This window comes from bacterium (assembly GCA_019912885.1).
In the GTDB taxonomy this organism is placed as follows: Bacteria; Lernaellota; Lernaellaia; order JACKCT01; family JACKCT01; genus JAIOHV01.
In genome coordinates this window covers 1-25,310 of the sequence record JAIOHV010000161.1, presented here as the reverse complement: position 1 = coordinate 25,310, position 25,310 = coordinate 1, and the positions used below count along the sequence as shown (strand labels likewise).

Annotated in this window: 28 protein-coding genes; 16 read left to right on the top strand and 12 right to left on the bottom strand. The window is 64.1% G+C overall.

Annotation, left to right across the window (positions count from 1 at the left end; translation table 11 throughout):
- Positions 1-58: 58 nt before the first annotated feature.
- A complete protein-coding gene (gene bioA, locus K8I61_14155) occupies positions 59-1,432 on the top strand; it encodes an adenosylmethionine--8-amino-7-oxononanoate transaminase (GenBank protein MBZ0273177.1) in 1,374 nt (457 codons plus the stop codon).
- On the opposite strand, the gene K8I61_14150 is transcribed toward bioA, so the two are convergent.
- On the bottom strand, positions 1,383-3,038 hold the full coding sequence (locus K8I61_14150) for a hypothetical protein (protein ID MBZ0273176.1): 1,656 nt from the start codon (positions 3,036-3,038) through the stop codon (positions 1,383-1,385). The genes bioA and K8I61_14150 overlap by 50 nt on opposite strands.
- Before the next feature lie 74 nt (positions 3,039-3,112).
- Between K8I61_14150 and K8I61_14145 the strand changes: the two genes are divergently transcribed.
- Genes K8I61_14145 through K8I61_14115 form a run of 7 tightly spaced genes read left to right on the top strand, consistent with a single transcriptional unit; the run spans position 3,113 to position 9,090 of the window.
- Positions 3,113-3,898: a glucosamine-6-phosphate deaminase gene (locus K8I61_14145; protein MBZ0273175.1), complete on the top strand. Its 786-nt coding sequence runs from the start codon at positions 3,113-3,115 to the stop codon at positions 3,896-3,898.
- Positions 3,899-3,923: 25 nt separating this feature from the next.
- Positions 3,924-4,118, top strand: a complete 195-nt coding sequence (locus K8I61_14140) for a hypothetical protein (GenBank protein ID MBZ0273174.1) — start codon at positions 3,924-3,926, stop codon at positions 4,116-4,118.
- Between the two features lie 39 nt (positions 4,119-4,157).
- Positions 4,158-4,637 (top strand): hypothetical protein, encoded by a 480-nt coding sequence (locus K8I61_14135; GenBank protein MBZ0273173.1) that lies wholly within the window; start codon positions 4,158-4,160, stop codon positions 4,635-4,637.
- A gap of 43 nt (positions 4,638-4,680) precedes the next feature.
- Positions 4,681-5,910: an efflux RND transporter periplasmic adaptor subunit gene (locus K8I61_14130; GenBank protein ID MBZ0273172.1), complete on the top strand. Its 1,230-nt coding sequence runs from the start codon at positions 4,681-4,683 to the stop codon at positions 5,908-5,910.
- 2 nt (positions 5,911-5,912) lie between these two features.
- A complete protein-coding gene (locus K8I61_14125) occupies positions 5,913-6,605 on the top strand; it encodes an ABC transporter ATP-binding protein (protein ID MBZ0273171.1) in 693 nt (230 codons plus the stop codon).
- Positions 6,602-7,819, top strand: a complete 1,218-nt coding sequence (locus K8I61_14120) for an ABC transporter permease (GenBank protein ID MBZ0273170.1) — start codon at positions 6,602-6,604, stop codon at positions 7,817-7,819. The genes K8I61_14125 and K8I61_14120 overlap by 4 nt, the downstream gene beginning before the upstream one ends.
- A complete protein-coding gene (locus K8I61_14115) occupies positions 7,810-9,090 on the top strand; it encodes an ABC transporter permease (protein MBZ0273169.1) in 1,281 nt (426 codons plus the stop codon). Before K8I61_14120 ends, K8I61_14115 begins: the two co-directional genes overlap by 10 nt.
- Positions 9,091-9,119: 29 nt before the next feature.
- Here the strand turns inward: K8I61_14115 and K8I61_14110 are convergent, their stop codons facing one another.
- Positions 9,120-11,054, bottom strand: a complete 1,935-nt coding sequence (locus K8I61_14110; protein ID MBZ0273168.1) for an oligopeptide transporter, OPT family — start codon at positions 11,052-11,054, stop codon at positions 9,120-9,122.
- A 208-nt stretch (positions 11,055-11,262) separates the two neighbouring features.
- Between K8I61_14110 and K8I61_14105 the strand changes: the two genes are divergently transcribed.
- From K8I61_14105 to K8I61_14070, 8 genes are all read left to right on the top strand, one after another.
- Positions 11,263-12,180: a hypothetical protein gene (locus K8I61_14105; protein ID MBZ0273167.1), complete on the top strand. Its 918-nt coding sequence runs from the start codon at positions 11,263-11,265 to the stop codon at positions 12,178-12,180.
- The gene (locus K8I61_14100; GenBank protein MBZ0273166.1) at positions 12,177-13,097 is read left to right on the top strand and encodes an SGNH/GDSL hydrolase family protein; all 921 of its coding nucleotides are present in this window, start codon (positions 12,177-12,179) and stop codon (positions 13,095-13,097) included. The genes K8I61_14105 and K8I61_14100 overlap by 4 nt, the downstream gene beginning before the upstream one ends.
- Positions 13,098-13,174: 77 nt before the next feature.
- Positions 13,175-13,786, top strand: a complete 612-nt coding sequence (locus tag K8I61_14095; GenBank protein ID MBZ0273165.1) for a redoxin domain-containing protein — start codon at positions 13,175-13,177, stop codon at positions 13,784-13,786.
- Positions 13,783-14,625: a hypothetical protein gene (locus K8I61_14090; GenBank protein ID MBZ0273164.1), complete on the top strand. Its 843-nt coding sequence runs from the start codon at positions 13,783-13,785 to the stop codon at positions 14,623-14,625. Before K8I61_14095 ends, K8I61_14090 begins: the two co-directional genes overlap by 4 nt.
- Positions 14,622-15,404, top strand: a complete 783-nt coding sequence (locus tag K8I61_14085; protein MBZ0273163.1) for a rhomboid family intramembrane serine protease — start codon at positions 14,622-14,624, stop codon at positions 15,402-15,404. Before K8I61_14090 ends, K8I61_14085 begins: the two co-directional genes overlap by 4 nt.
- On the top strand, positions 15,379-16,386 hold the full coding sequence (locus K8I61_14080) for an alpha/beta fold hydrolase (protein MBZ0273162.1): 1,008 nt from the start codon (positions 15,379-15,381) through the stop codon (positions 16,384-16,386). Before K8I61_14085 ends, K8I61_14080 begins: the two co-directional genes overlap by 26 nt.
- 19 nt (positions 16,387-16,405) lie before the next feature.
- On the top strand, positions 16,406-16,843 hold the full coding sequence (locus K8I61_14075; GenBank protein MBZ0273161.1) for a nuclear transport factor 2 family protein: 438 nt from the start codon (positions 16,406-16,408) through the stop codon (positions 16,841-16,843).
- 137 nt (positions 16,844-16,980) lie between these two features.
- On the top strand, positions 16,981-17,346 hold the full coding sequence (locus K8I61_14070) for a hypothetical protein (protein ID MBZ0273160.1): 366 nt from the start codon (positions 16,981-16,983) through the stop codon (positions 17,344-17,346).
- Between the two features lie 178 nt (positions 17,347-17,524).
- On the opposite strand, the gene K8I61_14065 is transcribed toward K8I61_14070, so the two are convergent.
- The 10 genes from K8I61_14065 to aroC all read right to left on the bottom strand — a co-directional run.
- The gene (locus K8I61_14065) at positions 17,525-17,764 is read right to left on the bottom strand and encodes a hypothetical protein (GenBank protein MBZ0273159.1); all 240 of its coding nucleotides are present in this window, start codon (positions 17,762-17,764) and stop codon (positions 17,525-17,527) included.
- Entirely contained in the window at positions 17,742-18,002 is a 261-nt protein-coding gene (locus K8I61_14060) for a BrnT family toxin (protein MBZ0273158.1), read from the bottom strand. Before K8I61_14060 ends, K8I61_14065 begins: the two co-directional genes overlap by 23 nt.
- Positions 18,003-18,037: 35 nt before the next feature.
- Positions 18,038-19,165, bottom strand: coding sequence for a molecular chaperone DnaJ (gene dnaJ, locus K8I61_14055; GenBank protein ID MBZ0273157.1), 1,128 nt, complete (start codon positions 19,163-19,165; stop codon positions 18,038-18,040).
- 36 nt (positions 19,166-19,201) lie between these two features.
- Positions 19,202-19,453 carry a hypothetical protein gene (locus K8I61_14050; GenBank protein MBZ0273156.1) on the bottom strand — a complete coding sequence of 84 codons (252 nt, stop codon included), beginning with the start codon at positions 19,451-19,453 and terminating at the stop codon, positions 19,202-19,204.
- Positions 19,454-19,456: 3 nt separating this feature from the next.
- Positions 19,457-19,684, bottom strand: a complete 228-nt coding sequence (gene rpoZ / locus K8I61_14045) for a DNA-directed RNA polymerase subunit omega (GenBank protein ID MBZ0273155.1) — start codon at positions 19,682-19,684, stop codon at positions 19,457-19,459.
- A gap of 24 nt (positions 19,685-19,708) precedes the next feature.
- Positions 19,709-21,169, bottom strand: a complete 1,461-nt coding sequence (locus K8I61_14040; GenBank protein ID MBZ0273154.1) for a DUF4340 domain-containing protein — start codon at positions 21,167-21,169, stop codon at positions 19,709-19,711.
- A complete protein-coding gene (locus K8I61_14035; GenBank protein MBZ0273153.1) occupies positions 21,166-22,782 on the bottom strand; it encodes a GldG family protein in 1,617 nt (538 codons plus the stop codon). The genes K8I61_14040 and K8I61_14035 overlap by 4 nt, the downstream gene beginning before the upstream one ends.
- Before the next feature lie 7 nt (positions 22,783-22,789).
- A complete protein-coding gene (locus K8I61_14030; GenBank protein MBZ0273152.1) occupies positions 22,790-23,557 on the bottom strand; it encodes an ABC transporter permease subunit in 768 nt (255 codons plus the stop codon).
- 18 nt (positions 23,558-23,575) lie between these two features.
- Complete coding sequence (locus K8I61_14025) at positions 23,576-24,496, bottom strand: ABC transporter ATP-binding protein (GenBank protein ID MBZ0273151.1); 921 nt, start codon at positions 24,494-24,496, stop codon at positions 23,576-23,578.
- Positions 24,497-24,689: 193 nt separating this feature from the next.
- Positions 24,690-25,310 (bottom strand): chorismate synthase (aroC, locus tag K8I61_14020; protein ID MBZ0273150.1); only part of this gene is annotated, 621 nt, incomplete at its 5' end.

Below are 25,310 nucleotides of genomic sequence, written 5' to 3'. Positions count from 1 at the left end.
GACAAACGGGTTGCGGAAAGTCAAGGTCGCCAAAGCCCTCAGAAGCCCGCAACTGCCCATGAACCCTAAGAAAAATCGGCTTGTAGCCCTGGATCGCGCGCACGTCTGGCATCCGTTTACGCCCATGCGTATGTGGACCGATGACCAAATCGAAATCATCGAGCGCGGCGAAGGCGTGTTCCTTATCGACATCGACGGCCGCCGCTTGATCGACGGCGTCAGCTCGCTCTGGTGCAACGTCCACGGGCACCGGCATCCGACGATCGATCGCCACGTGCGCGACCAACTCGACCGCATCGCGCATTCCACGCTGCTCGGCCTCGCCGGCGAGCCGTCCATCGAACTTGCCGCGCGGCTGGTCGAGATTCTGCCCGCCGGATTGACGCGCATCTTCTATTCCGACAGCGGCGCGACCGCGGCCGAGGTCGCGCTCAAGATGGCCTACGGCTACCAGGTTCACCGCGGTCACCCGGAACGCAGCCGTTTCGTCACCTTCTCCGGCGCGTATCACGGCGATACCATCGGCTCGGTCAGCGTCGGCGCGATCGACGCGTTCCACGAACTTTACCGGCCGCTGCTCTTTGCGACGGACACGATCCCCTACCCGTTTTGCCGCGCCTGCCCCTGGGGACGCCGCCCCGAGACGTGCGAAACCGCGTGCTTCGACGATGTGGAGCGCGAGATCGAGCGCGTAACCGAAACGTGCGCGGGGGTCATCATCGAGCCGATCGTGCAGGGCGCCTCGGGCATCCGCCCGGCGCCGGCGGGCTTTCTGGCGCGTCTTCGCGCCGTCTGCGACCGGCTCGGCCTGCTTCTCATCGCCGACGAGGTCGCCACGGGCTTCGGGCGCACGGGCACGATGTTCGCGTGCGAAAAGGAAAACGTGAGTCCGGATCTGATGGCGCTCGCCAAGGGGATCTCCGGCGGCTATCTGCCCCTTGCCGCCACGGCCGCGACCGACGCGATCTACGAGGCGTTTGCCGGATCGCGCGATGAGTTCCGCACCTTCTTCCACGGGCACACCTACACCGGCAACGCGCTCGCGTGCGCCGCCGGGATCGGGAGCCTGGCCGTCTTCGACGAAGAGCGCGTCCTTCGGGGTCTGCCCGCTAAAATCGATCGCCTCGCACGCGGACTCGCGCGCTTTTCCGATCTCCCGCATGTCGCGGATGTGCGTCAGGCGGGTTTCATGATCGGGATCGAACTCGCGGAGGACGTCGCGGCGGATCGTCCCTACAATCCCGCCTTGCGCATGGGGCATCGCGTCATCCGGCGCGCGCGTGAGCTTGGCGTCATCATCCGGCCTCTGGGCGACGTGATCGTGCTGAACCCGCCGCTTGCCATCAGCGCAACGGAGATCGACGCGCTTCTGGACGCGACCTTTACGGCGATCGCCCAGGTGACGGAAGCGACGCCCGATTCTTCCGACTGATCGATTCGGGAAGGCAGGGCAAAGCCGCGCATTCCTCAAAGGCCGCGAGCGCGACGGATGGGTCGATCCCGGGAGTCTTCAGCGCGATCAGGATGTGGCGCGGCGTGGCGCTTTGGTGAAGCGCGGCGGCGCAACCGAATCCCTCGAAAAATCGATCGCGAGCCTCCGGCTCGGCGGGCGGGCGCGAACGGATGCTCATCGGCTCGACCTTGCGCGGCGCGAACGGCGTTTCGGTTGAGTGTGGAAAAAACAGGTTGGAAAAGCCAAGGCGGAACGAAACGTCGGCAAACGGCCACGTACGCGAGTCGAGAAAGCAGTTCACGGCATCGACCTCGTCGCCGAAAACCGAACCGAACTGCGCGCGAAAATAGTCGTACCCGCGAAAGCGGCTCGCCATGCCGATGCCGTCCATGTCCAGAAAGGGCGCCAGGCGCGGCGCGTTGGCGGCGGCCACGACCACGGCAAAAACAAGGACGAGCCCCTGACGCGCACGGGCGAGCAGCGTATCGCCGGCGGCGGCCGCGGTCGCGACAAGAAACGGACCCGTCCACGCGAACCAGATGACGTGCCTTGCGTCGAGGTACTTGGCGTAGCCGAACATCGACACGTTGAGAAATCCGAGCACGCAGGCCAATGGCGCGATGACGAGCCAACCATCCGCTCGTTCGCTTCGACGCGACCACCAAACCGCGCCGGTGGCCGCGAATCCCGCGATCGCCGCGACGCGCGACGCCGGGGACTCGACGGCGCTCAGAATGGCCTTCGCGGCGTATCTCATGGAAATCGAGTCCGGAAATGTGACGACGTCCATGACGCCGAGGGGAGGCGAGGCGCCGAACAGTCCGGATTCGAAAACCCGACCGGCGCTTTTGGTCAGGATCCACCACACCCAGGGCAGGAAACCTACGATGGCGCCGACGGCAATCGCGCCGCAGGAAGCCCATCGGTCGCGTCCGCGGCGCGCGAGAAGCAAAACGGCAAACGCCGCCGCCGGAACAAACACGACGGACAGGGAACTGCACGCCGCGAGTCCCAAAACCGCGCCGGGCAGCACGAGCCCGCGTGGCTTGCCCGAATACGCGAAGATCAAAAGCGCAAGCCCGATATTGGCGAGCGACGCCGCCTCCGGATACGCGCCCCAATAAACGAGTGACCACGCCGTTAGCGGCGCGTCGGCGACAATGACGCCGATGGCGTAAACGATCGCGGCAGCCACGCCCGCCCGCCACGCGAGCGCCGCGAGCAGCGTCCCGGCGCCCGCCGTCGCGATCATCACCGCGGCCAGTTTCAGCGCGACCGTCGGAGACAGTCCGACGAAAAGCAGGGGCGCGAGCAGCGTCGCGTAGGCGGTGTGCGCCCAGAGGTGGTGGAACGTCGTGATCGCCGGTTCGTGCCCGAGGACATGGTGCGCGTGACGAACGAGCTGGTATTCCGCCTCGTCCACGTTGCGCACGTGGTCAACGCTCGAAAAGGCCGCGAAAAGACGTACGGCGAAAAAGATCGACGTGCCGGCCAAAACGATCGCCAGGCGCGCACCGCGCGAATCGAGATTGATGGGGCGCCCGCGAATGGCCCGCCGCCTTTCCCCGATAAATGGAACTGCCACTTTCCGCGCGCGCGGGTGCGTTGACAAGGCCGCCCGCGTGGATCAAAAAGCCGCCCTCACCGTCGGCGGCAGCCATGACCGATACCCCGAAAAAAATCCTGACGTTCCCCGGCGGCGCGAGCGCGCGCATTCGCGTGGGGAATTCGGGCGACGACGCGGGACGTTTTGCCGCGCGGCTCATTGCCGCGCAAATCGATCGATGCGACGGCGCCGCGCGCATCGCGTTCGCGACGGGCGACACGCCGCTTCCGGCGTATCGCGAACTGGCGCGCATGCACCGGGAGGACGCGCGCCGATTCGACAAGGTTCAGGCGTTTTTGCTCGACGAATACGTCGGGTTGCCGGTCGATCATCCGCGGCGTTTCGCAAATGCCCTCCGCGCCACGTTGCTCGATGCGATCGGGCTTCCCGACGCGAATTTTCACACGTTCGGCGCACCGGACGCCAACGACGACCTGGACCGCGTCGCAACGGACTATGAGCGGCACATCGCCAACGCCGGCGGGCTTGATCTGGCGATCCTCGGCATCGGCGGCAACGGCCATATCGCGTTCAACGAGCCGGGCTCGGACCCGGCGGCCAGAACGCGCGCCGTGACGCTTTCGGACGATACGCGGCGCGCGAACAGCCGCGCGTTCGCGTCCGTCGACGAGGTGCCGGCGCGGGCCGTCACGGTCGGGATCGGCACGCTTCTCGACGCGCGCGCGATCCTTTTGATCGCGCTCGGGGCGGGCAAGGCCGAAGCGATCCGGCTCGCGTTGTGCGGCCCGGTCACGGCGGACGTGCCCGCGTCATTCTTGCAGCGCTACCGGGGCGAACTGGACGTGGTACTCGACCGCGAGGCGGCGGCGGGGCTGTAGGGGTACGGATCATCGTCCGGCGGCGATGGACAAAATCGACATGATGGACCGGACGGACATCATGGATATCGCCGAAATCGCGTGCGCCTTCGACGGCTATGCGCGCAACGGCAAGGCCACAATCCGCAATCCGAAACCCGAGATCCGAAATCACGGCGCGCTGCCGGCTTCCCGTTCGACATTCCCCACTCATGTTGACACCCCGAACGCGCGTGGATAGCGTTTTCGCGCCGTGGACCGGATCGGCCGTGGGGGACGCATGCACTTTCGTCGAGCCGCCGTCATTTTCGTTGCCGCCTGTTGCTCGCTGGCCATGGGCTCCATGGGCGGCGGGGACGACAAGAAGTTCCCCAATCCGCGCATGAACTATCGCGCGGCGATCACCGACACCAAGGGCGCGCATTTTCAGGCGGAACTGGTCGCCTGCGGCGGCGAAACCAAGCTGACGGCGTATCAGGGCGAAGCGAAATTCCTGGTGCCGTTTCAAAACATCCGGCACATTGCCTTTACCGATCACGACAACCGCTACCGTTCGGCGAAAGTCACCTTCTGGAACGGCGAGACGCACGAGGTGCGCGTGAAACGCCAACTCGTATGCACGGGACGCACGAACCTCGGCGAGATGTACCTGAAGGTCCGGGACCTCCGCGAGGTCGTCTTCGAAAAGGGAGCCACGGAAAACCGGCCGACGCCAAACGGCACGGCCACGCCCGCGCCCACGCCCGAAAACCCCTCCTGACGCGGGACGCGCCGCCGGCGCGTCCGCCGGAGATATCGCTTCCGTGAAACGCGTTTTTCTGATTCTCGGCATCGTCGTCGCCGCCGCCGTCATCGGTCTGATCGTTTACTCCGCCATGACGGAAGACGCCCTCGAGGTGACGACACGCAAGATCGAACGCAAGAAGATCGTCCAGACCGTTCAGGCGACGGGCAAGGTCGAGCCCGTGGAGAAGGTCGAGATTTCGGCCTACGTCTCCGCGGAAATCACGCGGCTCCCGGTGAAGGAAGGCGACCACGTAAAAAAGGGCGATCTGCTCGTCGCGCTGGACTCCACGCGTTATGCCGCGAGCCGCGACCAGTTCGCGGCGATGCAAAGCGCCGCGAAGGCGCAGGTCGAACAGATGCGCGCGAGCCTCGACCAATCCCGGCGCACGTATAAGCGCACCGAGCAATTGGCGGCGCAGGATCTTGTTTCGAGCGAGGAGCTCGAGCGCGCGAGGACGGCGGTCGAGGTGCAGGAGGCGCAACTCGCGGCCGCGCGGGATCAGGTTCGCCAGGCAGCCGCGAACCTGCGCGTGGCCGGCGACGAGCTTTCCAAATCCGTGCTGCGAAGCCCCATCGACGGCATGATCATCGCGCTCAACAAGAAGGTCGGCGAGATCGTGCTCGGCTCGCAGTTCACGCGCGACATCATCATGACCGTGGCGGACATGTCGGCGATGGAGACCGTCGTGGAGGTGGACGAGAACGACGTGCCGAACGTGTCGCTCGGCCAGGAGGCCAGGATCGAAATCGACGCCCTGCCCGCCCGCGAATTCACCGGCAAGGTCGTGGAGATCGCCACCTCCGCGAAGGTCGCCATGCTCGGCACGCAGGAGGAAACGACGAATTTTGACGTGACGATCCGCCTTGATGAAGGCGAGGGCTTCGCGGATATCCGCCCCGGCATGAGCGCGACGGCCAACATCGTCACCGACACCGAAGAGGACGCGCTCGCCGCGCCGATCCAGTGCGTCACCATGCGGGATCCCGACGCGCCCGAGGACAAGCCGCTCTCGCAAATTCGCGCGAGCGATCTCGAGGACGTCGTATTCCGCGTCAGCGAACAGCGCGCGAAGGTGCTGCCGGTCAAGACGGGCATCAGCTCGGAGTTTGACATCGTGCTGACGGGCGCGGGGATCGCCGAGGGCGACGAGCTCATCTGCGGCCCGTACAAGACGCTGAACCGCGAGCTGAAAAACAACGACCTCGTCGAGATCCAGGAAGAACAGGATGAGGACGAGGAGGGCTGACCATGCCGCTCCTTTCCTGCACCGGCATCCGCAAGGTGTACGACCTCGGCGCGCAAAAGCTCGAGGTGCTCAAGGGCGTTGACCTTTCGATCGACGCGGGCGAATTCGTCGCGATCATGGGGCCGTCGGGCTCGGGCAAGTCCACGCTGATGAACATCATCGGGTGCCTGGATACGCCGACCTCCGGCTCTTACATCCTGGACGGCGAAACCGTCTCCGAGCTCTCGGACGATCGCCTCGCCGACATCCGCAACCGCAAGATCGGATTCGTCTTTCAGACCTTCAATCTGCTCGCGCGGCAAAATGCCAGAGCCAACGTGGAGCTGCCGCTCATCTACGCGGGCGTGCCTCGGGCCGAGAGGCATGAGCGCGCCACCGCCGCGCTCTCCGCGGTGGGGCTCGGCACGCGGTGGAAGCACCGGCCGAACGAGCTTTCCGGCGGCGAACGCCAGCGCGTGGCGGTCGCGCGCGCGCTCGTCAACCGCCCCGCCCTGCTTCTGGCGGACGAGCCGACGGGCAACCTGGATTCGAAAACGAGCACCGAGATCATGAAGCTGATGGTCGAATTGCACGACAAGGGCAACTCCATCGTCCTGGTGACGCACGAGGAAGACATCGCCGGATACGCGCATCGGGTGATCCGCCTGCTCGACGGACAGATCGCCTCCGACGAAAAGGGCAAGGCGCACCGATGATCCAGATGGCGTGGGAAAACCTGCGCATCGCCCTTTCCTCCCTTCGCACGAACAAGCTGCGCAGCGCGCTCACCACGCTTGGCATCATCATCGGCATCACCACGGTCATTGCGATCATCTCCGTCATCGAGGGATTGAACCTCGCGTTTTCCGCGGAGCTTTCGACGATCGGCGGCAATGTCATCTATGTGCAGAAGTGGCGCTGGATGACCAACGACTGGGACATCACGAAAAAATGGCGCGACCTGGGCTGGAAGGAATACCGCGCGCTTCGCGACCAGGTCCGCGAAAGCGATCTCGTGATTCCGATGCACCGGACGATGCGTCCCGTGCGTTACGAGGGCAAGAAAATCGATGACGTGCTCGTGACGGGCGCGGGCGCCGGCTATGACGAATTGCGCGACGCGACGGTCGGATCCGGGCGCTATCTGAACGCGCACGAGTTCGACGCCGGGCGGGACGTTGTCGTCATCGGATGGGACGTTGCCGAGAAGCTCTTCGGCCTGCGCAACCCGGTCGGGCAGGACCTTTACATCGGCGGCAAGCGTTTCGCGATCGCAGGCGTGCTCGAGCAGCGCGGTGATTTTTTCGATTTGAACCTCGACACCACGGTCGTCATCCCGATCAAGAACTTCGAGAAGAACTTCGGTTCAAAACGCAGCCTCACGCTCGCGCTTCGCCCCGTAAACCCGGACGACGCGCAACCGGCCATCGACGAGATCCGCGCGATCCTGCGCCGCGTGCGCGGCGTGGCCTTTCGCGAGGACGACGATTTCGCGATCAACAAGGTCGACGCGATCAAGGAGCTATACGACAAGCTGACGGGCGGACTCTACGCCGCGATGTTCGGCGTGGCGTCGATCTCGCTTCTGGTCGGCGGCGTCGGGATCATGAACATCATGCTGGTGTCGGTCACCGAGCGCACGCGCGAGATCGGCATCCGCAAGGCGGTCGGCGCGCGGCGCTCGTCCATCCTGCTGCAATTTCTCATCGAGGCGGTCTTGCTGGCGTGCCTGGGCGGCGCGATCGGCGTATCGCTCGGTTTCGGCCTGGCGAATCTCGTCAACGCGGTCAGCCCCGTGCCGGCCACGGTGCGCCTGTGGTCCGTGTGGCTGGGTCTTGGATTTTCCGCCCTGGTCGGAATCGTCTTCGGCTTTTTTCCGGCGTGGCGCGCGGCGTCGCGCCATCCCATCGAGGCGCTGCGATGGGAGTGACGCCGCGCGATTCCGCCGCCGGCGCGCGGTCCCGCTATCGCTCGCACGCGATCGTCGAGAGCGTCCGCATGTCTCTCGAGGCGATCCGCGCCAACAAACTGCGTTCCGTTCTGACGTGCCTTGGCATCATCATCGGCGTTTCGACCGTCATCGCGATGATGTCCATCGTCAACGGCATCAACGGCGTCATGACGCGCGAGCTCAACCGCATCGGCGCGAACTCGTTTTTCATGTCGAAGTTCCCGGCGATGCAAATCAGCATGGACTGGCGCAAGTTTGCCAAACGCCCGGACCTGACGATGGACGATGTGGAGGCGCTGCGGGCGCAGGCGCAATCGGTGGAGCAGGTTTCTCCCGGCGTTGCGTTCTGGAACCGCACGGTGAAATACCGCGACGCGGAAACGGAGCCGGAGGTCTTTCTTGTCGGAGCGCAAAGCGAATATCTGACGATCGGCGGCATCCAGACCGTGCAGGGGCGTAATTTCACGACGCTCGAGGACGACGCGCCCCGCAACGTCGCGCTGCTCGGCGCGGATGTCGTGGACCGCCTGTTTCCGCGCGGCTCGCCGATCGGCGAACACGTTCGCACCGGGCCGTACCGCGTGCGCGTCATCGGCGTCCTCGAGCGGCGCGGGTCGATCTTCGGATTCAATCAGGACGCCATCATCATCATCCCGATCCACAACGTGCTCAAACACAACGAGGAAACGGACATGATGGAGCTTGCGCTCAAAGCCATGCCCGGCGTGCCGATGCAGCGCGCCATCGACGAAGTGCGCGCCATTATGCGCACGCGGCACAAGCTGAAAATGACGGACCCGGACGATTTCGAGATCGCCACGCGCGAATCGATCACGCGCGCCTGGTCGAACATGACGGGTTCGATCTTCGCGGCGGCGATCGGCATCGCGTCGATTTCGCTTCTGGTCGGCGGCGTGGGGATCATGAACATCATGCTGGTGTCGGTCCGCGAACGCACGCGCGAGATCGGCGTGCGAAAGGCGCTCGGCGCGCGTCACCGCGACATCCAGCGCCAGTTCCTCATCGAGGCAACGACGCTCTCCGCGCTCGGCGGCGTCGTGGGGATCGGCGTTGCGATCGGCGGATTGATCGGCCTTGAAAAAGGCATGCCGACGCTGCCCGTGCAGATCACCCCGTTCGCCATCGCGTTGGCGTTCGGGTTTTCCGTGCTGGTCGGCGTGTTTTTCGGCGTCTTCCCGGCAAGGCGCGCGGCAAGGCTCGATCCGATTGAGTCGCTGCGATACGAGTAGGGGCGCGATCCATCGCGCCCGCGCACGATTTATCGCTTTTCCTTCATCGCGTACTTCATCATCACGTACGCCATCGCAAACACGGCGACGAGCGACACGAAGTCCGAACCGACGCCCATGCGCTCGGTGAGCTTCGTCGCGGCGAACGGCAGATCAAGCTTGGCCATGATGAGAAACGCGATCAGCACGCCGAAGATCGCCTCGCCCGCGACAATTCCGGAGGCGAAGATCGTCCCCTTGTGCAACGCGGACTGTTGTTTTTCGGCGTTGCCGGAATATTTACGTTCAACGAGGTGCGCCGCGATGCCGCCCACGAGAAGCGGCGTCGACACCGACAGCGGCAGGTAGATGCCGACCGCCATCGGCATGATGTGCAGGCGAAAGCGCGTGCCCCGGGGCTCCAGGACAAAAACGTCGATGGCGACGACGACGACGCCAAGGACAATGCCCGCGATGACGAGTCCCCAAGGCAGATGCGCCTCGGGATCGAACAGCGAGCCGACGAGCGACTTGAACAACATTGCCTGCGGCGCCTTGAGGGCGGTGACGCCTTCCCGCGCCGGTTCACCGATGCCGTAGGCCTTGTGCAGCACCGTCATGATCGGCGCGATGATGAACGCCGCCGCGACGGTGCCGGCCACCTCGGCCCACTGCTGGCGCTTGGGCGTCGCGCCCAGGATGTAGCCGATCTTCAGATCCTGCGAGATGTCACCCGCCAGGCACGCGGCGCAGCACACGACGCCCGCAACGCCGAGCGTCGCCAGCATGCCCGACGCGCCCGTGTACCCGAGCAGAAGCAGAAGGCCCGCCGTGATGAGCACGGTGCAGATCGTCATGCCCGAAACCGGGCTGTTCGACGATCCGACAAGGCCCGCGATGTAACTGGCCACCGCCACGAAAAAGAACGAGAGGATGAACATCGCGATCGTGGTGATCACGGTCGTTCCGATCGAGCCGGTCATGTGGAAATACGTCACCGCGATTAGGACGACGCTCGCGAGGATCAGGCCGATGAGGTGTCCGCCCTTGATATTGCGTTCGGTGCGGATCTCTTCGGTGGCCGAGCCGCCCCGCATGCCTTCGACCGCGTACTTCACGCCGGTCAGAATGCCCTTGCGCACCTTGATGATCGACCAGATCCCGCCGACGACCATCGCGCCGATGCCGAGGTAGCGAATCTTCGTGTTCCAAAGGCCCCACACGCCCTCGAGCACGTCGCCCTCGGGCAGTCCGTAGTAAACGGAGAGGATCGGCATGGCGCCAAACCAGGCGATCGCGCCGCCGAGGAACACAAGGATCGCGATCTCCCAGCCGACGATAAAGCCGACGCCGACAAGCATGGGCGAGATGTCCATGCCGCCGCCGAACGCGGATTTGCCGACGCGCACCGCGCCCTCGACCGTGCCCTTGAACAAACCGAACACGGAGACGCACAGCTTGAACGCGCCGCCAAGGCCGAGAGCCCAGAAAATGCCGCCCAGGTCCTCGCCCCCCTTGTCGCCGACTTTCAGCACCTCGGCGCAGGCGATGCCCTCGGGGTATCGCAACTCCTCGTTCTCGATGATGAGCGAGCGGCGCAGCGGAATCATGATGAGCACGCCCAAAAGGCCGCCAGCGACCGCGATGAGCGTCGTTTCGAAATAGTTGAAGGTGTCCCACAGGCCCAGCAACACGATAGCGGGCACCGTGAAAATGATGCCGGCGGCCAGGCTTTCGCCGGAGGACGCCAGCGTGTGCACGATGTTGTTTTCGAGGATCGTGCCGCGTTTCAGGATTCCCTTCAGCACGCCCATCGAAATGACGGCCGCGGGGATCGCCGCGCTCACCGTCATGCCCGCGTACAAGCCGACGTAAACGTTGGCGGCGGTCAGGAGAAAAAGGAGAATGAAGCCCAGGACGATGGCTTGCACCGTCGTCTCGGGCATATTCGTTTCCGCGGAAACATACGGCTTGATGGGCTGCATGGCGCTCCTCGCCTGATTTTTTTCGAAGGGAAACGATGCCTTGTAACAGACAAACGCGCCGTTGCAAAGGCGCGCGGCCGGCCGCCGCGTGGCCAATCGGGCTTGCGCCAAACGCGCCGATCGCGTAACCGTGCAAAAAAAGAATTTCTTTGAAATATTTTCCGGCGACATCCGGCTTTTTCCGTCCCGGGGTGCCGCCATCCGATTTATGCCCGATTCTTCCCCGCGATGGCGGCGAAACATTGCGTTCACCGTCCTCGCCGATGTGATCGTTCTCCTTGCGGTGCTGCTGGCGTTCGAGGTCTACGCTCGCTGGGACCATCGGTGGCTGCACACCTCGCTGCACATGCCGACGGCGGACGTCGAGATTCTCGTCGCTTGCTTCGGCGACAGCCACACCTACGGCATGGGCGCGTCCGAGGGCGAAAGTTATCCCGAACAGCTCGAACGATTGCTCGCCGGCGAGTTCGCCGACATCGACGTGCAGGTCGTCAACGAGGGCGAGCCCGGCGCCAACTCGTCGCTGGCGTTGCAGACGGTGCGCCGCTTTCTCTGGAAATCGCGCGTGACGCCCGATGTGCTGATCTATAGCGCCGGGCGCAACAACGTCTGGAACATCCAGCACTCGCCGATTCTGCCGGGTCATGTCGCCGTGCGGCGCTCCGCCGAGTGGTACAAGCACCTTTTGCAGGATACGTACGCCTACCGCCTGAGCAAGGTGACATTGACACGCCTGCAACAATTCACCGCCGGCGGAACGCAGTTCCCCAAGGTCGTTTTTTCACCGAAATCGCGCGACGAAAGAAAACTGCTGCGCGACTGGCTGCGGCACGACCTGGACGAACTGCATGCGATCTGCCGCTCGCGCGAAATCGATCTCGTGCTAATGAACTATTGGGAACCGCACCCGTGGATCGATGCCGAGATGTTCGAATTCGCCGCGGCGACGGACAACACGTTTATCGATATCTTCAACTTCGGCGACTCGCACCGCCACATTCGACGCTGCCCGAGCGATTTCGTGGCCCGCGATTGCCATCCGAGCGGCAAGGGTTATGCGCGGATTGCACGCCTCGTTTTCGAAACGCTGGCCCCCATGCTGGCGCCGACGGATGCGCCATCATGAGCCGACTTGCCAAAAAAATCGTCTTTACCCTGGTCGCCGACGCCATCGTTTTGGTTTTCCTGGTTCTCGCGTACGAGTTAACACAACTCAACCGGCACCGCTGGAGCCACTCCCGGCTGAACATGCCGCGAAAAAGCACGGAGCTGCTGGTCGCGTGCTTCGGTGACAGCCACACCTTTGGCATCGGCGCGCTGGCCGGCGGCGACTATCCTTCGCAACTGAAGCGGCGACTGCGTCGAAATATCCCCGCGGGACGAAAGCTGCAGGTGCTCAATCAGGGCGAGCCGGGCAGCAACTCGTCGCTCGCACGGCAGTCGGTGCGCCGATTTTTCGAGCAGTCGCCGATCGCGCCGGATGTGCTGATCTTCTGTGCGGGGTGGAACAACATCTGGAACGTGCAAGGCGCGCCGGTGCTGCCCGATGAGGTCGCCGCCGCGCCGTCGAGCGAATGGTACGCCTACCTGCTGCGCAACAGCTACGCCTTACGGCTAAGCCGCGTGACGCAGGCGCGGCTCGAACAGTTCGCGGCCGGCGGCGGCGAGTTTCCCACCAAGGTTTTTTCGGTCGACGAGCCCCAGGAGCAAAAATTGCTTCGCGAATGGCTGCGCGCCGATCTCGACGCCGTCCGCGAGATCTGCAAAAAACACGGCACGCGGCTGATCGTCATGAACTACTGGTTTCCGACGCCGTGGATCGAGCGCGAATTGCTGGCGTTCGAAGCCGAGACGAATACGAGTTATGTCAACGTCGACAACTTCGGTTACAAGAACCGCGCGACGTTGCGCTGCCCGAGCGAGCTCGTCACGCAAAACTGCCATCCGAACGGCAAGGGTTACGCGCGCATCGCGGACATCCTGCTGGAGGCGGTCGAACCGATCTTGCGGGACAAGGCCGCGCGCCTTGGCCGAGCGCTCTGACCCCCCCGGTGTTTTTCGGCTTGACGCGACAACGCTTTAAGATCGCGCGCGCCTGGTGTTAGACTCCGCGCCGCGACATGACCCGTACTCCCCTGAATATCGACGGCGCGCCCCATCCGCGGCTTCATGCCGACCAGCCCGCGCCGCCATTCGCGCGGCCGGATTTGAATGGCGAGATCGCCGACAACCGGCGCATCACCGCCGGCGGCAAACCGATCGCGCTGGAAATCCTTCGCTACATCGGCTGCCCGATCTGCCGCATGCGCCTGCATGACCTGGACGACGCGCGCGAGGTCTTTACGCGGGCAGGAGGCGAGCTTGTCGTCGTCATCCCCTCGCCCGCCGCGGACATCGCGGCGTATCTGAAATCGTATCCCGTGTCGCTTTGCGTCGTGCCGGATCCGGAGCGCGAGGTCGTACGCAAGTACGCGGTGGAGCGCGTGCCGTGGAGCCGCCTTCTCGCGCCCACGTTCCTCGGGCGACTCCTGCGCGCGCACACGCGCGGACACTTCCACGGCAAGCCCGGCGGCGACGAGTTCCAGGCGCCTTCGTCGTTCGTGATCGCGCCGGACGGCACGCTCGCACTCGTTCATTACGGGCGGCATATCGGCGACTGGCTCCCCATCGCGGAGTTCGCGGGCGCCCTTGCCGCCGTCGCGCCCTCGGCGCGCGCGGAATCGGGCGCATGACGACCGTCTATACGGACACGATCGTCGAGCACTTGCGCGACTACCGCGCGATGCTGCAGCCGCTCATCCGCAAGGCGCAGGAAATCGGATTTGCGATCTTCATGAAGCTCGGCGACGACGAGTTTGAGATGCGCCCCTACATCGACGTCATGGACTTCGACGCCATGCGCGTGTACGCCCGCCGATGCGCCCGTCCCGCCGAAGGCTCGCTGCAAATCCGGCTCAAGGGGCGCCTTCTCACCGACACCAGCTACGACCAGTCGGGCCATTCCGATATCGATCTCGTTCTTTTCAAGGGATCCGCGCGCGACTTTTTCCGCGAGATGCCCGCGCTCATCCGCCAGATCCGCGAAACGCTGGTGACGAATTTCGACCAGCAGACGGTTTTCGACCTGATCGACTTCGGCGCGGACTACCTCGAAACGACGGCGTATCCGTTTTCCTACACGATGTACGCGTTCGACAAGCCGATCTTCGACGTACGCCTTGATGGAAAACTCCTCGTCGCGCGTATTCTCGACCCGGTCGTCCAGGTCCGGCTCGCGCTGTTTTTCCTTCGCGGCGCGGACATGATGGCGCTCTCGTTTCGCAATCCGTTCGACATTCTGGCGATGCTGGATCTCGCGCAGCATTCGATCCGCCATCTCGCGGCCGCCTACGAAATGCGCGGCATCCGCGCGGAGTTGATCGGCCTTGGGCAAAAGCTCGTCTCGTGCGGCGCGGGCGTGCGCCCAAACCTCATGACCGACCGTTTCGGTCCCACCGCGTTGCATCTGGATGCCATCTTCAAGATACTGTCGTCCGCTCTTGCTGGCGAGAAAGATTCAGGCGGACGATGAGCGCGCGACGATTTGGCGGAGGCGGCGGCGGCGGGTACGGGGGCTACGGCGGTTCGCCGCCGCAGGTGCGCCTGGGCCCGCCGATGACGCCGATCGTGCGCGCGTTCATGATCGCATGCGGCGCCGTTTACGTGCTTCAGTCGGTCTTTCCGGTCCTGACACACTACTTCGCGCTCGTGCCCGGCCTGTTTTTCCGCGGCTGGATCTGGCAGCTCGCGACGTTCAATTTCCTGCATGGACCGCTCATGCACCTTGTCATGAACCTGTTCATGATCTGGATGTTCGGCGGCGAGCTCGAAATGAAGCTCGGACAGCGGCGCTTCATTCTGCTCATGGTCGTCTCGGGCATGGGCGCGGGTCTTTCCGAGGCGGCGGCGATCATGCTGACCGATCCGGTATCCGCCGGCTCGCACATCATCGGGGCATCCGGCATCGTGTTCGGCCTCCTGCTCGTTTACGGCATGACGTGGCCCAACCGGCAGGTGCTGGTCATGTTCATCATCCCCATGCGTGTGAAGTGGATGGTGTTCCTGTTTGGCCTCATCGAGTTTATGGCCGTGATGTCCGCGCGGAGCCCGGGAGCCGAACGGCCGGGCGTGGCGCACCTGGCGCATCTGGGCGGCATGTTGTTCGCCTATCTGTTCATGCGCTACGACGTGCTTTACATGAAGGCGAGACGCACGTATTACGACCGGAAACTTGCCGGTTATCGAAAAAAGTTCCGGGTGCACCAGGGGGGGCGCGAGGAAAACGATGACGAGCCGCCGACCTATCACTGATCCGTGGGGAAAACGCGCAGGCGACGCGGTTTCCGGTACGGCGGTGGGGGACAGGAAATCGACGACGAACGGGGGACGCGGGCCGTTCGGGCTGCCGGGTCGCCCGGCCTGGCTCAATGACGCCGACTTTCCGTTTGAAAGCCGTTTCGTCGAAGTCGGCGGCGCCGTCGTCCACTACGTCGACGAGGGCGACGGCCCGGTGCTGCTCGCGCTGCACGGCAATCCGACGTGGTCGTTTCTCTATCGCGACATCATCGGCCGCTTGCGCGACCGCTTCCGCGTCATCGCGCTTGACTATCCCGGCTTCGGATTCTCGCGCGCGCCGGAAGGCTACGACTTCACGCCCGAGTCGCACACCTTGATCGTGGCCGCGTTCGTGAAGCGCCTGAATCTCACAGGCATCACGCTGATCGCGCAGGACTGGGGCGGCCCGATCGGGCTGACCGTCGCCACGCGCGATCCGGAGCGCTTCGAGGGGCTCGTCATCGGAAACACATGGGCCTGGCCGCTTGACGGTGAGCGTCACTTCGAGCGCTTTTCCCGCGTCATGGGCGGGCGGCTGGGCGGATTCGCCATCCGGCGATTCAACGCCTTCGTCAACGGGCTCATTCCCCTTGGCACGCGCCGTTCCGTATCGCGCCGCGTGATGCGCGCGTATCGCGGCCCGTTCCCGACCGCGGCCTCCCGCCGGCCGGTGCACGTCTTTCCGTCGTGCCTGCTCGGCAGCCGCGACTTTCTCGCGAAACTCGAGGCCGACCTGCCGAAAATCGCCGATCGCCCCGCGCTCATCGTCTGGGGCGAAAAGGACTTTGCGTTCCGCGAAAAGGAGCGCGAACGGTTCGAACGGATCTTTCCCGACCACGAAACGCACACGCTGCCGGACGCGGGTCATTACATCCAGGAAGACGCGCCCGGCGAGATCGCCGACGCGATCCGGACCTGGCACACGCAGAACTTTTCGCGCCGGCCCGGCCGCGCCTGACCCGCGGCGGAGTTTCCATTTGTCGCACGTCCCGATCGTTTCCGAATTGCTGAGCGCGCTTCAGGCCGGCGCCGTCGCCCGCGCGGGTGCGCTGATCGCCGACGATTTCACCTTCGACGGCGGCGTTCCGTGCGCGCTTTCGCGCGACGAATTCCTGAAGACCATGCGGGGCCTCGCGATCGCGCTGCCAGGCTGGACCTTCGAACTGGGGGGCGTCGACGAGTCCGGCGACACTGTTTCCGCGACGGTGGCCATTTCCGGAACGCACGACGGCCCTCTCGACATCCCGCACGTGCCGCCGGTTATGCCGACCGGAACGCTGGTGCGTCTGCCGGAGGATCGCTGGGTCTTCGCGATCCGGGACGGCCGCGTCGCGTCGATCCACGTGCAGGCGGCGTTCGACGGCGGCCTGTCGGGTCTGTTGGAGCAGATCGGGATCGAATACGACGACGCGTAACGGCGCGCCCGCGACCGCGCTTGACGGGTCAAAAGCTTGGTGTTAACGCTCAACCACCCCATCGGGTTTTTCTTCGCCGGGCGTCCGGCGTTCCCTAGCAACGTCATCCCCTATCGGGAAAGCAGGAGGCAGCATCCATGAGAAAATTGATCGTGTTTGCGGTTGCCATTGGCGTCTTCACGGCGTCGTTCGCGTTTGCGCAGGTTTACGACAAGGGCGGCGGCATCTTCCAGATGGCGGGCAAGCTGTCGAAGGATTACGAGGCCTATCCGGATAAGAAGCCGGACGGCAAGATCGGGCGCCTCTACGCCGTCCCGCACGGCAAGGACGAAAACCAGGAAGACGTGGACAAAAAATTCTACGTCACGGAAGACACCAAGATCACCCTGAAAAAGGGCGGCACCGCCACGGTGAAAGACCTGGTGAAGGACACCATCGTCCTTTTCACCTACAAGAAGGACTCGCAGGCCAACCTCATCGTCCGCGAGGTCGAGATCCAGTAGGAGTGCCCTTCCAGGGCGCGATCATCGCGCGCGGCTTGCGAAGCGGCCTGCGACGTCAGAGCCGCGGCAGCGAACCGGAGTGCGCGGTTGGTACGCGCCGACAAACGATTTCGAAAATCATTCGTAAAAAAGGGCGGGACACAAATCCCGCCCTTTTTGATTGGGTTTGTTTTGGTCGTTATCGCTGCGAGCCGGTCGGCTTTCGGGTCCTTTTTCTTTTGCGCAACAGGTCGGCTAGTGAGCGTAACGCGTCGTTGACCGAATCGGAATCGGGGAAAAACTCGGCGACATCGTCCGCGATGACGACAAGGTTCGTTCCCGCTGCGTAGCGCTTTGCGTACTTGCCGCGAACACCGCCCCGAAAATCGTACTCGGCGCGCATCTCGTCTTTGTCGTTATCGTTCTTCTTCGTAGGCATTTTTTTTCGTTGCGTGTCTTGCGCTGATGATTCGAATGCGATCCTCCACGACAACGAGCAATCGAAGTCGGACCGACATGCCAATCGTAATGAAACGGGTATCGCCGCGCGTCGCATTTTTTCGATCGGGTATCGTCACGGACAGCGCGTCGCCGAATACGGACGCCGCTTCGCGAAAATCGACAAAATGTTTGCGGCGATTTTTCGTTTCTTTGTCGGGGTCCCATTCGAACCGAATTTCCATCGAATCCGATGCTCCCCGGCAATACGCGTTCAGTCGCCGGCGGCGAACTGCTTGAAGCGCTCGAAGATGCCGGCGTTCTTGGCGGGCTTGCGGCCGTTTTCGATTTCACCGAATTCGGCGAGCAGTTCCTTTTGCCTTTTGGTGAGCTTTTTCGGAACTTCGACGCGGATCACGCAGAGCTGATCGCCGCGGCCGTATCCGCGCAGAAACGGGATGCCCTTGCCGCGCATGCGCACGACGTCGCCGTTTTGCGTTCCGGCCGGGATGGCAAGTTCCGCCTCGCCGTCGAGCGTCGGTACCGGCAAATCGGCGCCGAGCGCGGCCTCGTGAAACTGCACCGGCACCTCGATGACGACGTCGGCGTCGCGGCGCTGGAAATATTCGTGTTCGGCAACGTGGATGAAGACGTACAGATCGCCGGACGGGCCGCCGCGCTCGCCGTCTTCGCCCTTGCCGGGCACGCGCAGGCGCATGCCGTCCTCGACCCCCGCGGGGATGCGGACCGAAACGTGCGACTTTTCGACGATCCGCCCGCTGCCTGTGCAATCCTTGCAGGGATTGGCGATGACCTGGCCCGCGCCGCCGCAATTGGGGCACGTGCTGGTGATGCTGAAAAAGCCCTGCGTCCGGCGGACCTGCCCCGCGCCGTGGCAAAGCGGGCAGCGCGCGGGCTGCGACCCCGCCTCGGCCCCGGTGCCCTTGCAGGTCAGGCAGGTGGCGCGTTTACCGACTTCGATGCGCTTTTCGACGCCGAACGCGGCTTCTTCGAACGGGATCTCAAGGTCGAAGCGCAGGTCGTCGCCCCGGTTGGGTCCGCCGCGCGAGCGTTGGCGACCGCCGCCGCTCATGCCGAAGATCTCCTCGAAAATGGACCCCATCGAGGAGAAGATGTCGGAAAAGTCGCCGGTAAATCCCTGATAACCCGAGCCGCGCAGGCCCTCGTGCCCGAGGCGGTCGTAAACCTGGCGCTTTTCCGCGTCGGAGAGCACCTGATAGGCCTCCGACGCTTCCTTGAAACGCGACTCGGCCTCCGGATTGTCCGGATTCTTGTCGGGATGATTCTTGACCGCGATTTCCCGATAGGCGCGTTTGATTCGCGCCGCGTCCGCGGTGCGTGGAACGCCGAGTATTTCGTAATAGTCGCGTTTGACTGTCATCGTGATCGCCGCCGGCGCGGGGCTCGGCGCCTGGCCCTAGTCGTCTTCCTCGTCCTCGTCGGCTTCCTCGTCATCCTCGTCGATCTCGTCGTCGTCGTCGTCGGACGACACCGAGCGCGCGGGTTTTTCCTCGAAGATCGCGGCGGTCACGAAATCGGCGTTACCCGCGGCGTCCGGCAAATCCTTCAGCCAGCGCGTGTAATCCTTTTCGGTCACCCAGCCCCGCTCGACAAAGCGCAGGACCAGGCGGGAATCGAATCGCTGATCGTCGCTGCGTTCAACGCTCATGGATCACCCCTCGCCCGATCCGGACTTCCGCGGAGCGTCCGGCGTTTCGTGGATCGACACCTTGCCCGCGGCGATCTCGCGCAGCGCGTTCACCACGTATTTGTTTTCGGTGGCGGGCAAAAGGAACTTGCTGCCTTTCATGAGCTGACGGGCGCGCCGCGCCGCGATCAGAACAAGCGCGAAGCGGTTGTCGACCTGTTCGATGCAATCTTCAACGGTTACGCGGGCCATGCGTGTCTCCTGACTTTTGAACCATTAATCATCGTCCGGTGCCGTGTCCACGGACCCGGGCGCATTCGCTTCGTCGTTCGTATCGGCGCTTGCCGAATCCTCCGGCAATCGCCAGGCGTCGATCGACCCGGGCCAGTCCGCCAGAAAGGCCTGGCCGATCTCGAAAACGTCGTCTCGATGGCCTGCTCGCGCCACGAGCATCTCCGGCTTTCCGCCGCGAGCCGGTACGCGCGCGAAATCAAAACGCGCGATGATGTCTTCATCCGTGCCGGTTAATGCGATGGCAAGCTCGGGCGACGCCAGGGCCCGTTCGGCCCGCCGCTTCTCGTCGCCTTCCAGACGGCGCGTCCCGCGCAAATCCGAAAGCGACGCCAACCGGGCGGCGATCACGTCCGAATCAAGCGCCGACCCGTCCGCGGCGGCAAATCCGCCGTCAGACGAGCGCGAAAGTATAATCGTATCGGCGCCGCGCCGCAACTCAACCCGGGCGACATTTTCCGGATCGAAATCCGCCACGGCACGATCTCGCAAGTCCGCGAAAGTACGGTCGAATTTTTCGACATTCGACGCCGCGACCTCGACGAGCAAACCGTCCGGCGTCCGCGCGCGAACAAGCTGATCGCCGGCTTTTCCAAACCGGATGACGCGCTCGCCGGCTTCGTCGAAGGTGACGCGCAACTCCATCGCCGGCTCATCGAGCTCGCCCGCGTCGCCTGCGATCGCACGCTCGATACGCAGACCGCGCAACCCTTCGATCACAAGGCGTGTCTCCTGCGAATCGGCGTTATACTCAGCCTCGCCGTCGGAAACGATCCAGCGATCGTCCGGCGCGTACGGCGTCGCGCCTTCGTCAGTGCCCTCGGGCGTCTCCGCTTTGGCTCGCGTGAGAACGTATTGGATGCGACCGCCCCTGACCAGTTCGATGCGCCGCGCTTCCTCGCCGGCGACGCGGATAACATTCTTGTCGCGAAAATCCTCGGGGCCCTTCGCGAGCGCGGTCGCGACGGACTGCGGCACGATCAGCACATCGTTATCGGACGCGCGCTTGACGTACAGGCGCGAACCGATGCGGTGCGCGTCGCCGACAAGAAGCGTCGCCTCGGCCTCGTCCGTTTTGTAGGTCACGCGGATGCGCGGCTCGGCGAGGCCGAAGGTCGCAAGCGGCTCGTCGGGCGATTCCAGGACGCGGTCGGCCTTTGTCGTGCGCGCCGTGGAGATGATGCCTTGCACGGCGTATTTGTCGGCCGCGTCCTCGAACGGCGCCGTCACGCGCCACGCTTCGGCACCGGATTTTTGCAGCACGATTTCCGGTCCCGCGGACGCGATGCGAATCTCGCGCACGGCGTCAAAATCCAGAGTGAAAAGTTCCTTTTTCGCCTCTTCCTGTTTTTCGACGCGTTCGGTGCGCGGTTTCGACCAGAAAAAGAAAGCGCCCGCGACGGCCGCGAGAAGGACAAGCGCGATCGCCGTATTGCGAAAGCTCATTGCTCGCTGCGCCGGCCACGCAAGACCAGCACGCCAATGCCAAGCATCGAAAGCAACATCGGCACGCCGATGACGGACACGAAAAACACCTGCGGCCTTTCCTCGCCCGTCATCATCATCATCGACGGCGTGAACTCGTGCGCGCGCACGGAGATGTTTTCTTCCTTGCCGGCGAGCCACGCGATGACGTTGAGCGCGAGGTTGTTGTTGTAGAGCTGCGCGATCATGCCGTTGCGCAGGAATGTGGAGTCTCCGATCAGAACGACGCGCCCGCCCGCGCCCGGCCCGTCCTCAAGCGGCGGCATTTCCTCGTCTTGCAGCGGCGCGCCGCCGGGGAACTGGATCGCGACGCCCATCGTGAGCGGTCCCGGGTTGTCCGCGTCGTCCTTTTCGACGATCTGCTCGCCGAGCGCCTTATCGACCTGCGTCTCGCCCCAGGCTTCATCGGAGGACTTCAGAATCGGCGAAACCACCGGGCCGCGCGTCATATCGGTCGCGATGCTGCGCGCGAGCGAAAACGCCGTCGGCTGATTCATGTCGCGCGTGATCTCGTGCGGCGGATAGGTGACGACAACGGGCGTCAAACCGAGCTGGCTGCCGATAAAGGGGTTGTAAACGGGCTCCACGATCACATCGTTGCGCACGGTGACGCCGAGCGATTCGAGCCACGGCCCAAGGCCCGTCGCCGCGCCGACCTCCGGCATCAGGAACAGACCCTTGCCGTCCTGTTCGACAAACGCGCGAATCGCGTCGGCCTCCGGGGGCGTCAACTCCCGATCCGGTCCCGCGACGACAAGGACCGAGCAATCCTCCGGTATCGCGCGGCTGATCAGCACAATCTCCCGCACGTCGTGGTTTTCATTTTCGAGCAGGCGCTTGAAAAAGCCCGCGCCGTCTTCCTCGGTGTTGGTGACGCGCGCCTCGCCGTGGCCGGTGACGAAACAGATCGGCCCCGCCTTGTCCTGCGTCACCTTCATGAGCGCCTGCGTCAGGGCCGGCTCCGTCGTTTCGACAATGATGTTCGTGCGGCCGACGGGCGTATCCGGCGGCAGGTCCGCCGCGCTCGGCGCGTCGAGCGCCTCGACGACGATCGCGCCGCGCCGCGCGACCTCATAGCGCTCAAGCATCTCCGGCGCGCGATCGGGATCGATGACGCGGTACGCGAACCGGCCCTCGGGCGCGGCCTCGCGGTAGCGCTTCAGGAGACGCTCGTACGTTTGGGCCTCCGCGGGCATGAAAAACGCGGTGACGAGAACAGAGCCGTCGATATTTTGCAGCGCCTTTTTCGTCTGGTCGGAGAGCGTGTTGACCTTCGCGCTTGTTCCGTCCCAGCTCTTGTCGATATCCGCCGCGATCAGGTTGACGAACACGATGATGCCGACGACCACGACCGAAAAGACGACGGCGTTGATGCCGTATTTCGCCGTGCGTTTGCGCAGCGCGGCTCCGGCGGTGCCGACGTCCATCAGGAACCCGGCGATAAGCGCGACCGGCCCGAGCAACAGCAGAAACCAGAAACGCAGGAACATATCCGGCGCGAGAAAGACGACAAGAAGCGCCAGGCCCGTCAGGAGCAAACCCTCGTAACGCAATACCTTCGCGAGCGCTTTCATCGCGGCCTCACCTCCACCGGGCGCTTTCCACGACGCGCGTGGCAAGGAAGAGGAAGACGGCGACGAACGACGCGAAGTACACGAGATCCTTCACCGCGATGACGCCGTCGGCGAAGTTATCGAAGTGCGGAAGGATGGCGACGTATTTGAGCACCGCGCCCGCCGTCCCCGGCAGGCTTTCGGCGAGCCAGCCGAGAATCCAAAGCAGCAACAGCGCGAAAAACGCCCACATCGCCGCCTGCGTTTGCGTTCGGGCCAGGGCGCTCGTGAACAGGCCGAACGCCATGAACGCCGCGCCCATCAGGAACAGGCCGAGATAACCCGTGGCGACCTTTCCGATATCGGGACTGCCGAATTTGACGAGCAGCGCGGGGAATTGCAGCGTCAGCAAGAGCGCGACGACATAAAACGACAGCGCCGCGAGGTACTTGCCGGCGATGATCGTCCGCTCGCGGATGGGGCTTGTCAGAAGCAGCTCCTCGGTGCCGGATTTTCGCTCGTCGGCGTAAAGGCGCATCGTCACGAGCGGTACGATGAGAAGAAGCAGCACGGAGAGGTTCTGAAAAAGCGGCGTGACGATCATGTCGTTCACGTTCATGTCCGGCGCGCCGCCCTGCTGGTACATCTGAGCCATCGACTGGTTCTGGACGTAGAACGTGAACAGGTCGAAATAGAACAGCCCGGCGAGCGCGATGAACACGACGAGAATGACGTACGCGATCGGCGACAGAAAAAATTGCCGCCATTCCTTTTGCCATATGGCGAAAAGACCCAAGGTCCGCCTCCAAAAATTCTAACGGCTGGTCAGCCGGACGAAGACCTCTTCCAGCGAGCCGGCCTCGTCCGAAATCTCAAGAATCCCCCAACCCGCGTTCAACGCCTCGAGCGCGATGTCGTTCGCGGGGCTCGTGCCCGGCGCGATCTCGATGATGTAGCGCCCCGGGACCGCGTCCTTGCGCACCGCGCGCACGCCTTCGACGCGGCCGATGCGCGACTCCACCGTATCGTCCGGTTCCGCCAGGCGAATCGCGATGCGCGGCGCGTCGTGCATCGCGCGCGTCAGTTCTTCGATCGGTCCGTCCGCGACGATCCGCCCCTCGTGGATGATGACGACGCGCCGGCAGGTCATGACGACCTCCGGCAGGATGTGCGTGGACAGGATGACGGTGTGGTCGCGGCCGAGCTCGCGAATCAGTCCGCGGATCTCCTGGATCTGCACGGGATCAAGGCCGATCGTCGGCTCGTCGAGCACCAGGACCTCGGGGTCGTGAACGATCGCGCACGCGAGGCCAAGCCTCTGGCGATAACCCTTGGACATCTGCGACGCGAAGCGATTTTGCATGTGCGCCAGGCCGCAACGATCCATCGCGAAGGCGATTCGCTCCCGGCGTTTGTCCTTCGGGACGCCCTTGAGCCTCGCGGCGAATTCCAGATTTTCGCGCGCGGTGAATTCGAGATAGAGCGGCGGATGTTCGGGCAGGTAGCCGATGCGCCGGCGCACCTCGAGGTTGTCCGTCACGACGTCCAGTCCGTCGACAAGCACCGTGCCGTTTGTCGGAGGCATGAAGCCCGTGATGACGCGCATCGTCGTCGTCTTGCCCGCGCCGTTCGGGCCGAGAAACCCGAGTACCTCTCCGCGCGCGACCGAAAAATTGACGCCGGAAACGGCCTCGACGTCGCCGTAACTTTTGACGAGATCGCGCACCTCGACCATGACGGCCGATGCCGGTGCGTTGGCCTTTGCGGGCGAGGCGACCACGGGTTTTCCTCCGAAAAAACGAGCGGATGCGAGCGCGCGAAACATAAGAACGCGGCCCGGCGCTGTCAAGCGCCGACGGCCCGGAAACCCCGCCGTCCCCGTCCCGCTGCCACGTTCGTGCGTTCGACGAGCAAGGCGCGCGCGAGGTTCAATCCGCGCGAATTTGGTCGATTGACGACGGCGGCGCCAACAGAAAATCCGCCAGCACGAGCGCGACCATCGCCTCGGCCACCGGGACGACGCGCGGAGCAATACAAGGGTCGTGGCGACCCGTGACCGATACGTCGACCGCCTCACCCGTCTTGTTCACCGTGGACTGCGTCTTCGCGATGGAACTTGCGGGCTTGACCGCAAGGCGGAGCACGATCGGCTGGCCGGTCGAGATGCCGCCGAGCACACCGCCCGCGTGATTGGTCGAGAATCCGTCCGGTGACATCGCATCGTTGTGTTCGCTGCCGCGCATCAATGCGGACGCGAAGCCGTCGCCGATTTCCACGCCCTTGATCGCACCGACGCTCATGATCGCAAACGCCAGGCGCGCGTCGAGTTTTTCGTAGATCGGATCGCCAAGGCCCGGAGGCACGCCTTGGGCGCGCACCTCCACCACCGCGCCGAGGCTGTCGCCCGCGTTGCGGGCAGCCTCGATGGCGGCGATCATTTTTGAGGCTGCGTCCCGGTCCGCCGTGCGGACGGGATTTTGCTCGATGAACGCCTCGTCGAAATTCGACGCGGCGATATCCGCGACGCGCGTCACATGGCCAAACACGCG

Coding starts and splice junctions, on each gene's coding strand:
- K8I61_14090 (MBZ0273164.1), top strand. CDS start 13,783: ATGACGACCGTCTATACGGACACGATCGTCGAGCACTTGCGCGACTAC.
- K8I61_14125 (MBZ0273171.1), top strand. CDS start 5,913: ATGCCGCTCCTTTCCTGCACCGGCATCCGCAAGGTGTACGACCTCGGC.
- bioA (MBZ0273177.1), top strand. CDS start 59: ATGAACCCTAAGAAAAATCGGCTTGTAGCCCTGGATCGCGCGCACGTC.
- K8I61_14025 (MBZ0273151.1), bottom strand. CDS start 24,496: ATGGTCGAGGTGCGCGATCTCGTCAAAAGTTACGGCGACGTCGAGGCC.
- K8I61_14145 (MBZ0273175.1), top strand. CDS start 3,113: ATGACCGATACCCCGAAAAAAATCCTGACGTTCCCCGGCGGCGCGAGC.
- K8I61_14100 (MBZ0273166.1), top strand. CDS start 12,177: ATGAGCCGACTTGCCAAAAAAATCGTCTTTACCCTGGTCGCCGACGCC.
- K8I61_14085 (MBZ0273163.1), top strand. CDS start 14,622: ATGAGCGCGCGACGATTTGGCGGAGGCGGCGGCGGCGGGTACGGGGGC.
- K8I61_14110 (MBZ0273168.1), bottom strand. CDS start 11,054: ATGCAGCCCATCAAGCCGTATGTTTCCGCGGAAACGAATATGCCCGAG.
- K8I61_14105 (MBZ0273167.1), top strand. CDS start 11,263: ATGCCCGATTCTTCCCCGCGATGGCGGCGAAACATTGCGTTCACCGTC.
- K8I61_14080 (MBZ0273162.1), top strand. CDS start 15,379: ATGACGAGCCGCCGACCTATCACTGATCCGTGGGGAAAACGCGCAGGC.
- dnaJ (MBZ0273157.1), bottom strand. CDS start 19,165: ATGACAGTCAAACGCGACTATTACGAAATACTCGGCGTTCCACGCACC.
- K8I61_14140 (MBZ0273174.1), top strand. CDS start 3,924: ATGGACAAAATCGACATGATGGACCGGACGGACATCATGGATATCGCC.
- K8I61_14070 (MBZ0273160.1), top strand. CDS start 16,981: ATGAGAAAATTGATCGTGTTTGCGGTTGCCATTGGCGTCTTCACGGCG.
- rpoZ (MBZ0273155.1), bottom strand. CDS start 19,684: ATGGCCCGCGTAACCGTTGAAGATTGCATCGAACAGGTCGACAACCGC.
- K8I61_14115 (MBZ0273169.1), top strand. CDS start 7,810: ATGGGAGTGACGCCGCGCGATTCCGCCGCCGGCGCGCGGTCCCGCTAT.
- K8I61_14120 (MBZ0273170.1), top strand. CDS start 6,602: ATGATCCAGATGGCGTGGGAAAACCTGCGCATCGCCCTTTCCTCCCTT.
- K8I61_14135 (MBZ0273173.1), top strand. CDS start 4,158: ATGCACTTTCGTCGAGCCGCCGTCATTTTCGTTGCCGCCTGTTGCTCG.
- K8I61_14035 (MBZ0273153.1), bottom strand. CDS start 22,782: ATGAAAGCGCTCGCGAAGGTATTGCGTTACGAGGGTTTGCTCCTGACG.
- K8I61_14065 (MBZ0273159.1), bottom strand. CDS start 17,764: ATGCCTACGAAGAAGAACGATAACGACAAAGACGAGATGCGCGCCGAG.
- K8I61_14050 (MBZ0273156.1), bottom strand. CDS start 19,453: ATGAGCGTTGAACGCAGCGACGATCAGCGATTCGATTCCCGCCTGGTC.
- K8I61_14095 (MBZ0273165.1), top strand. CDS start 13,175: ATGACCCGTACTCCCCTGAATATCGACGGCGCGCCCCATCCGCGGCTT.
- K8I61_14040 (MBZ0273154.1), bottom strand. CDS start 21,169: ATGAGCTTTCGCAATACGGCGATCGCGCTTGTCCTTCTCGCGGCCGTC.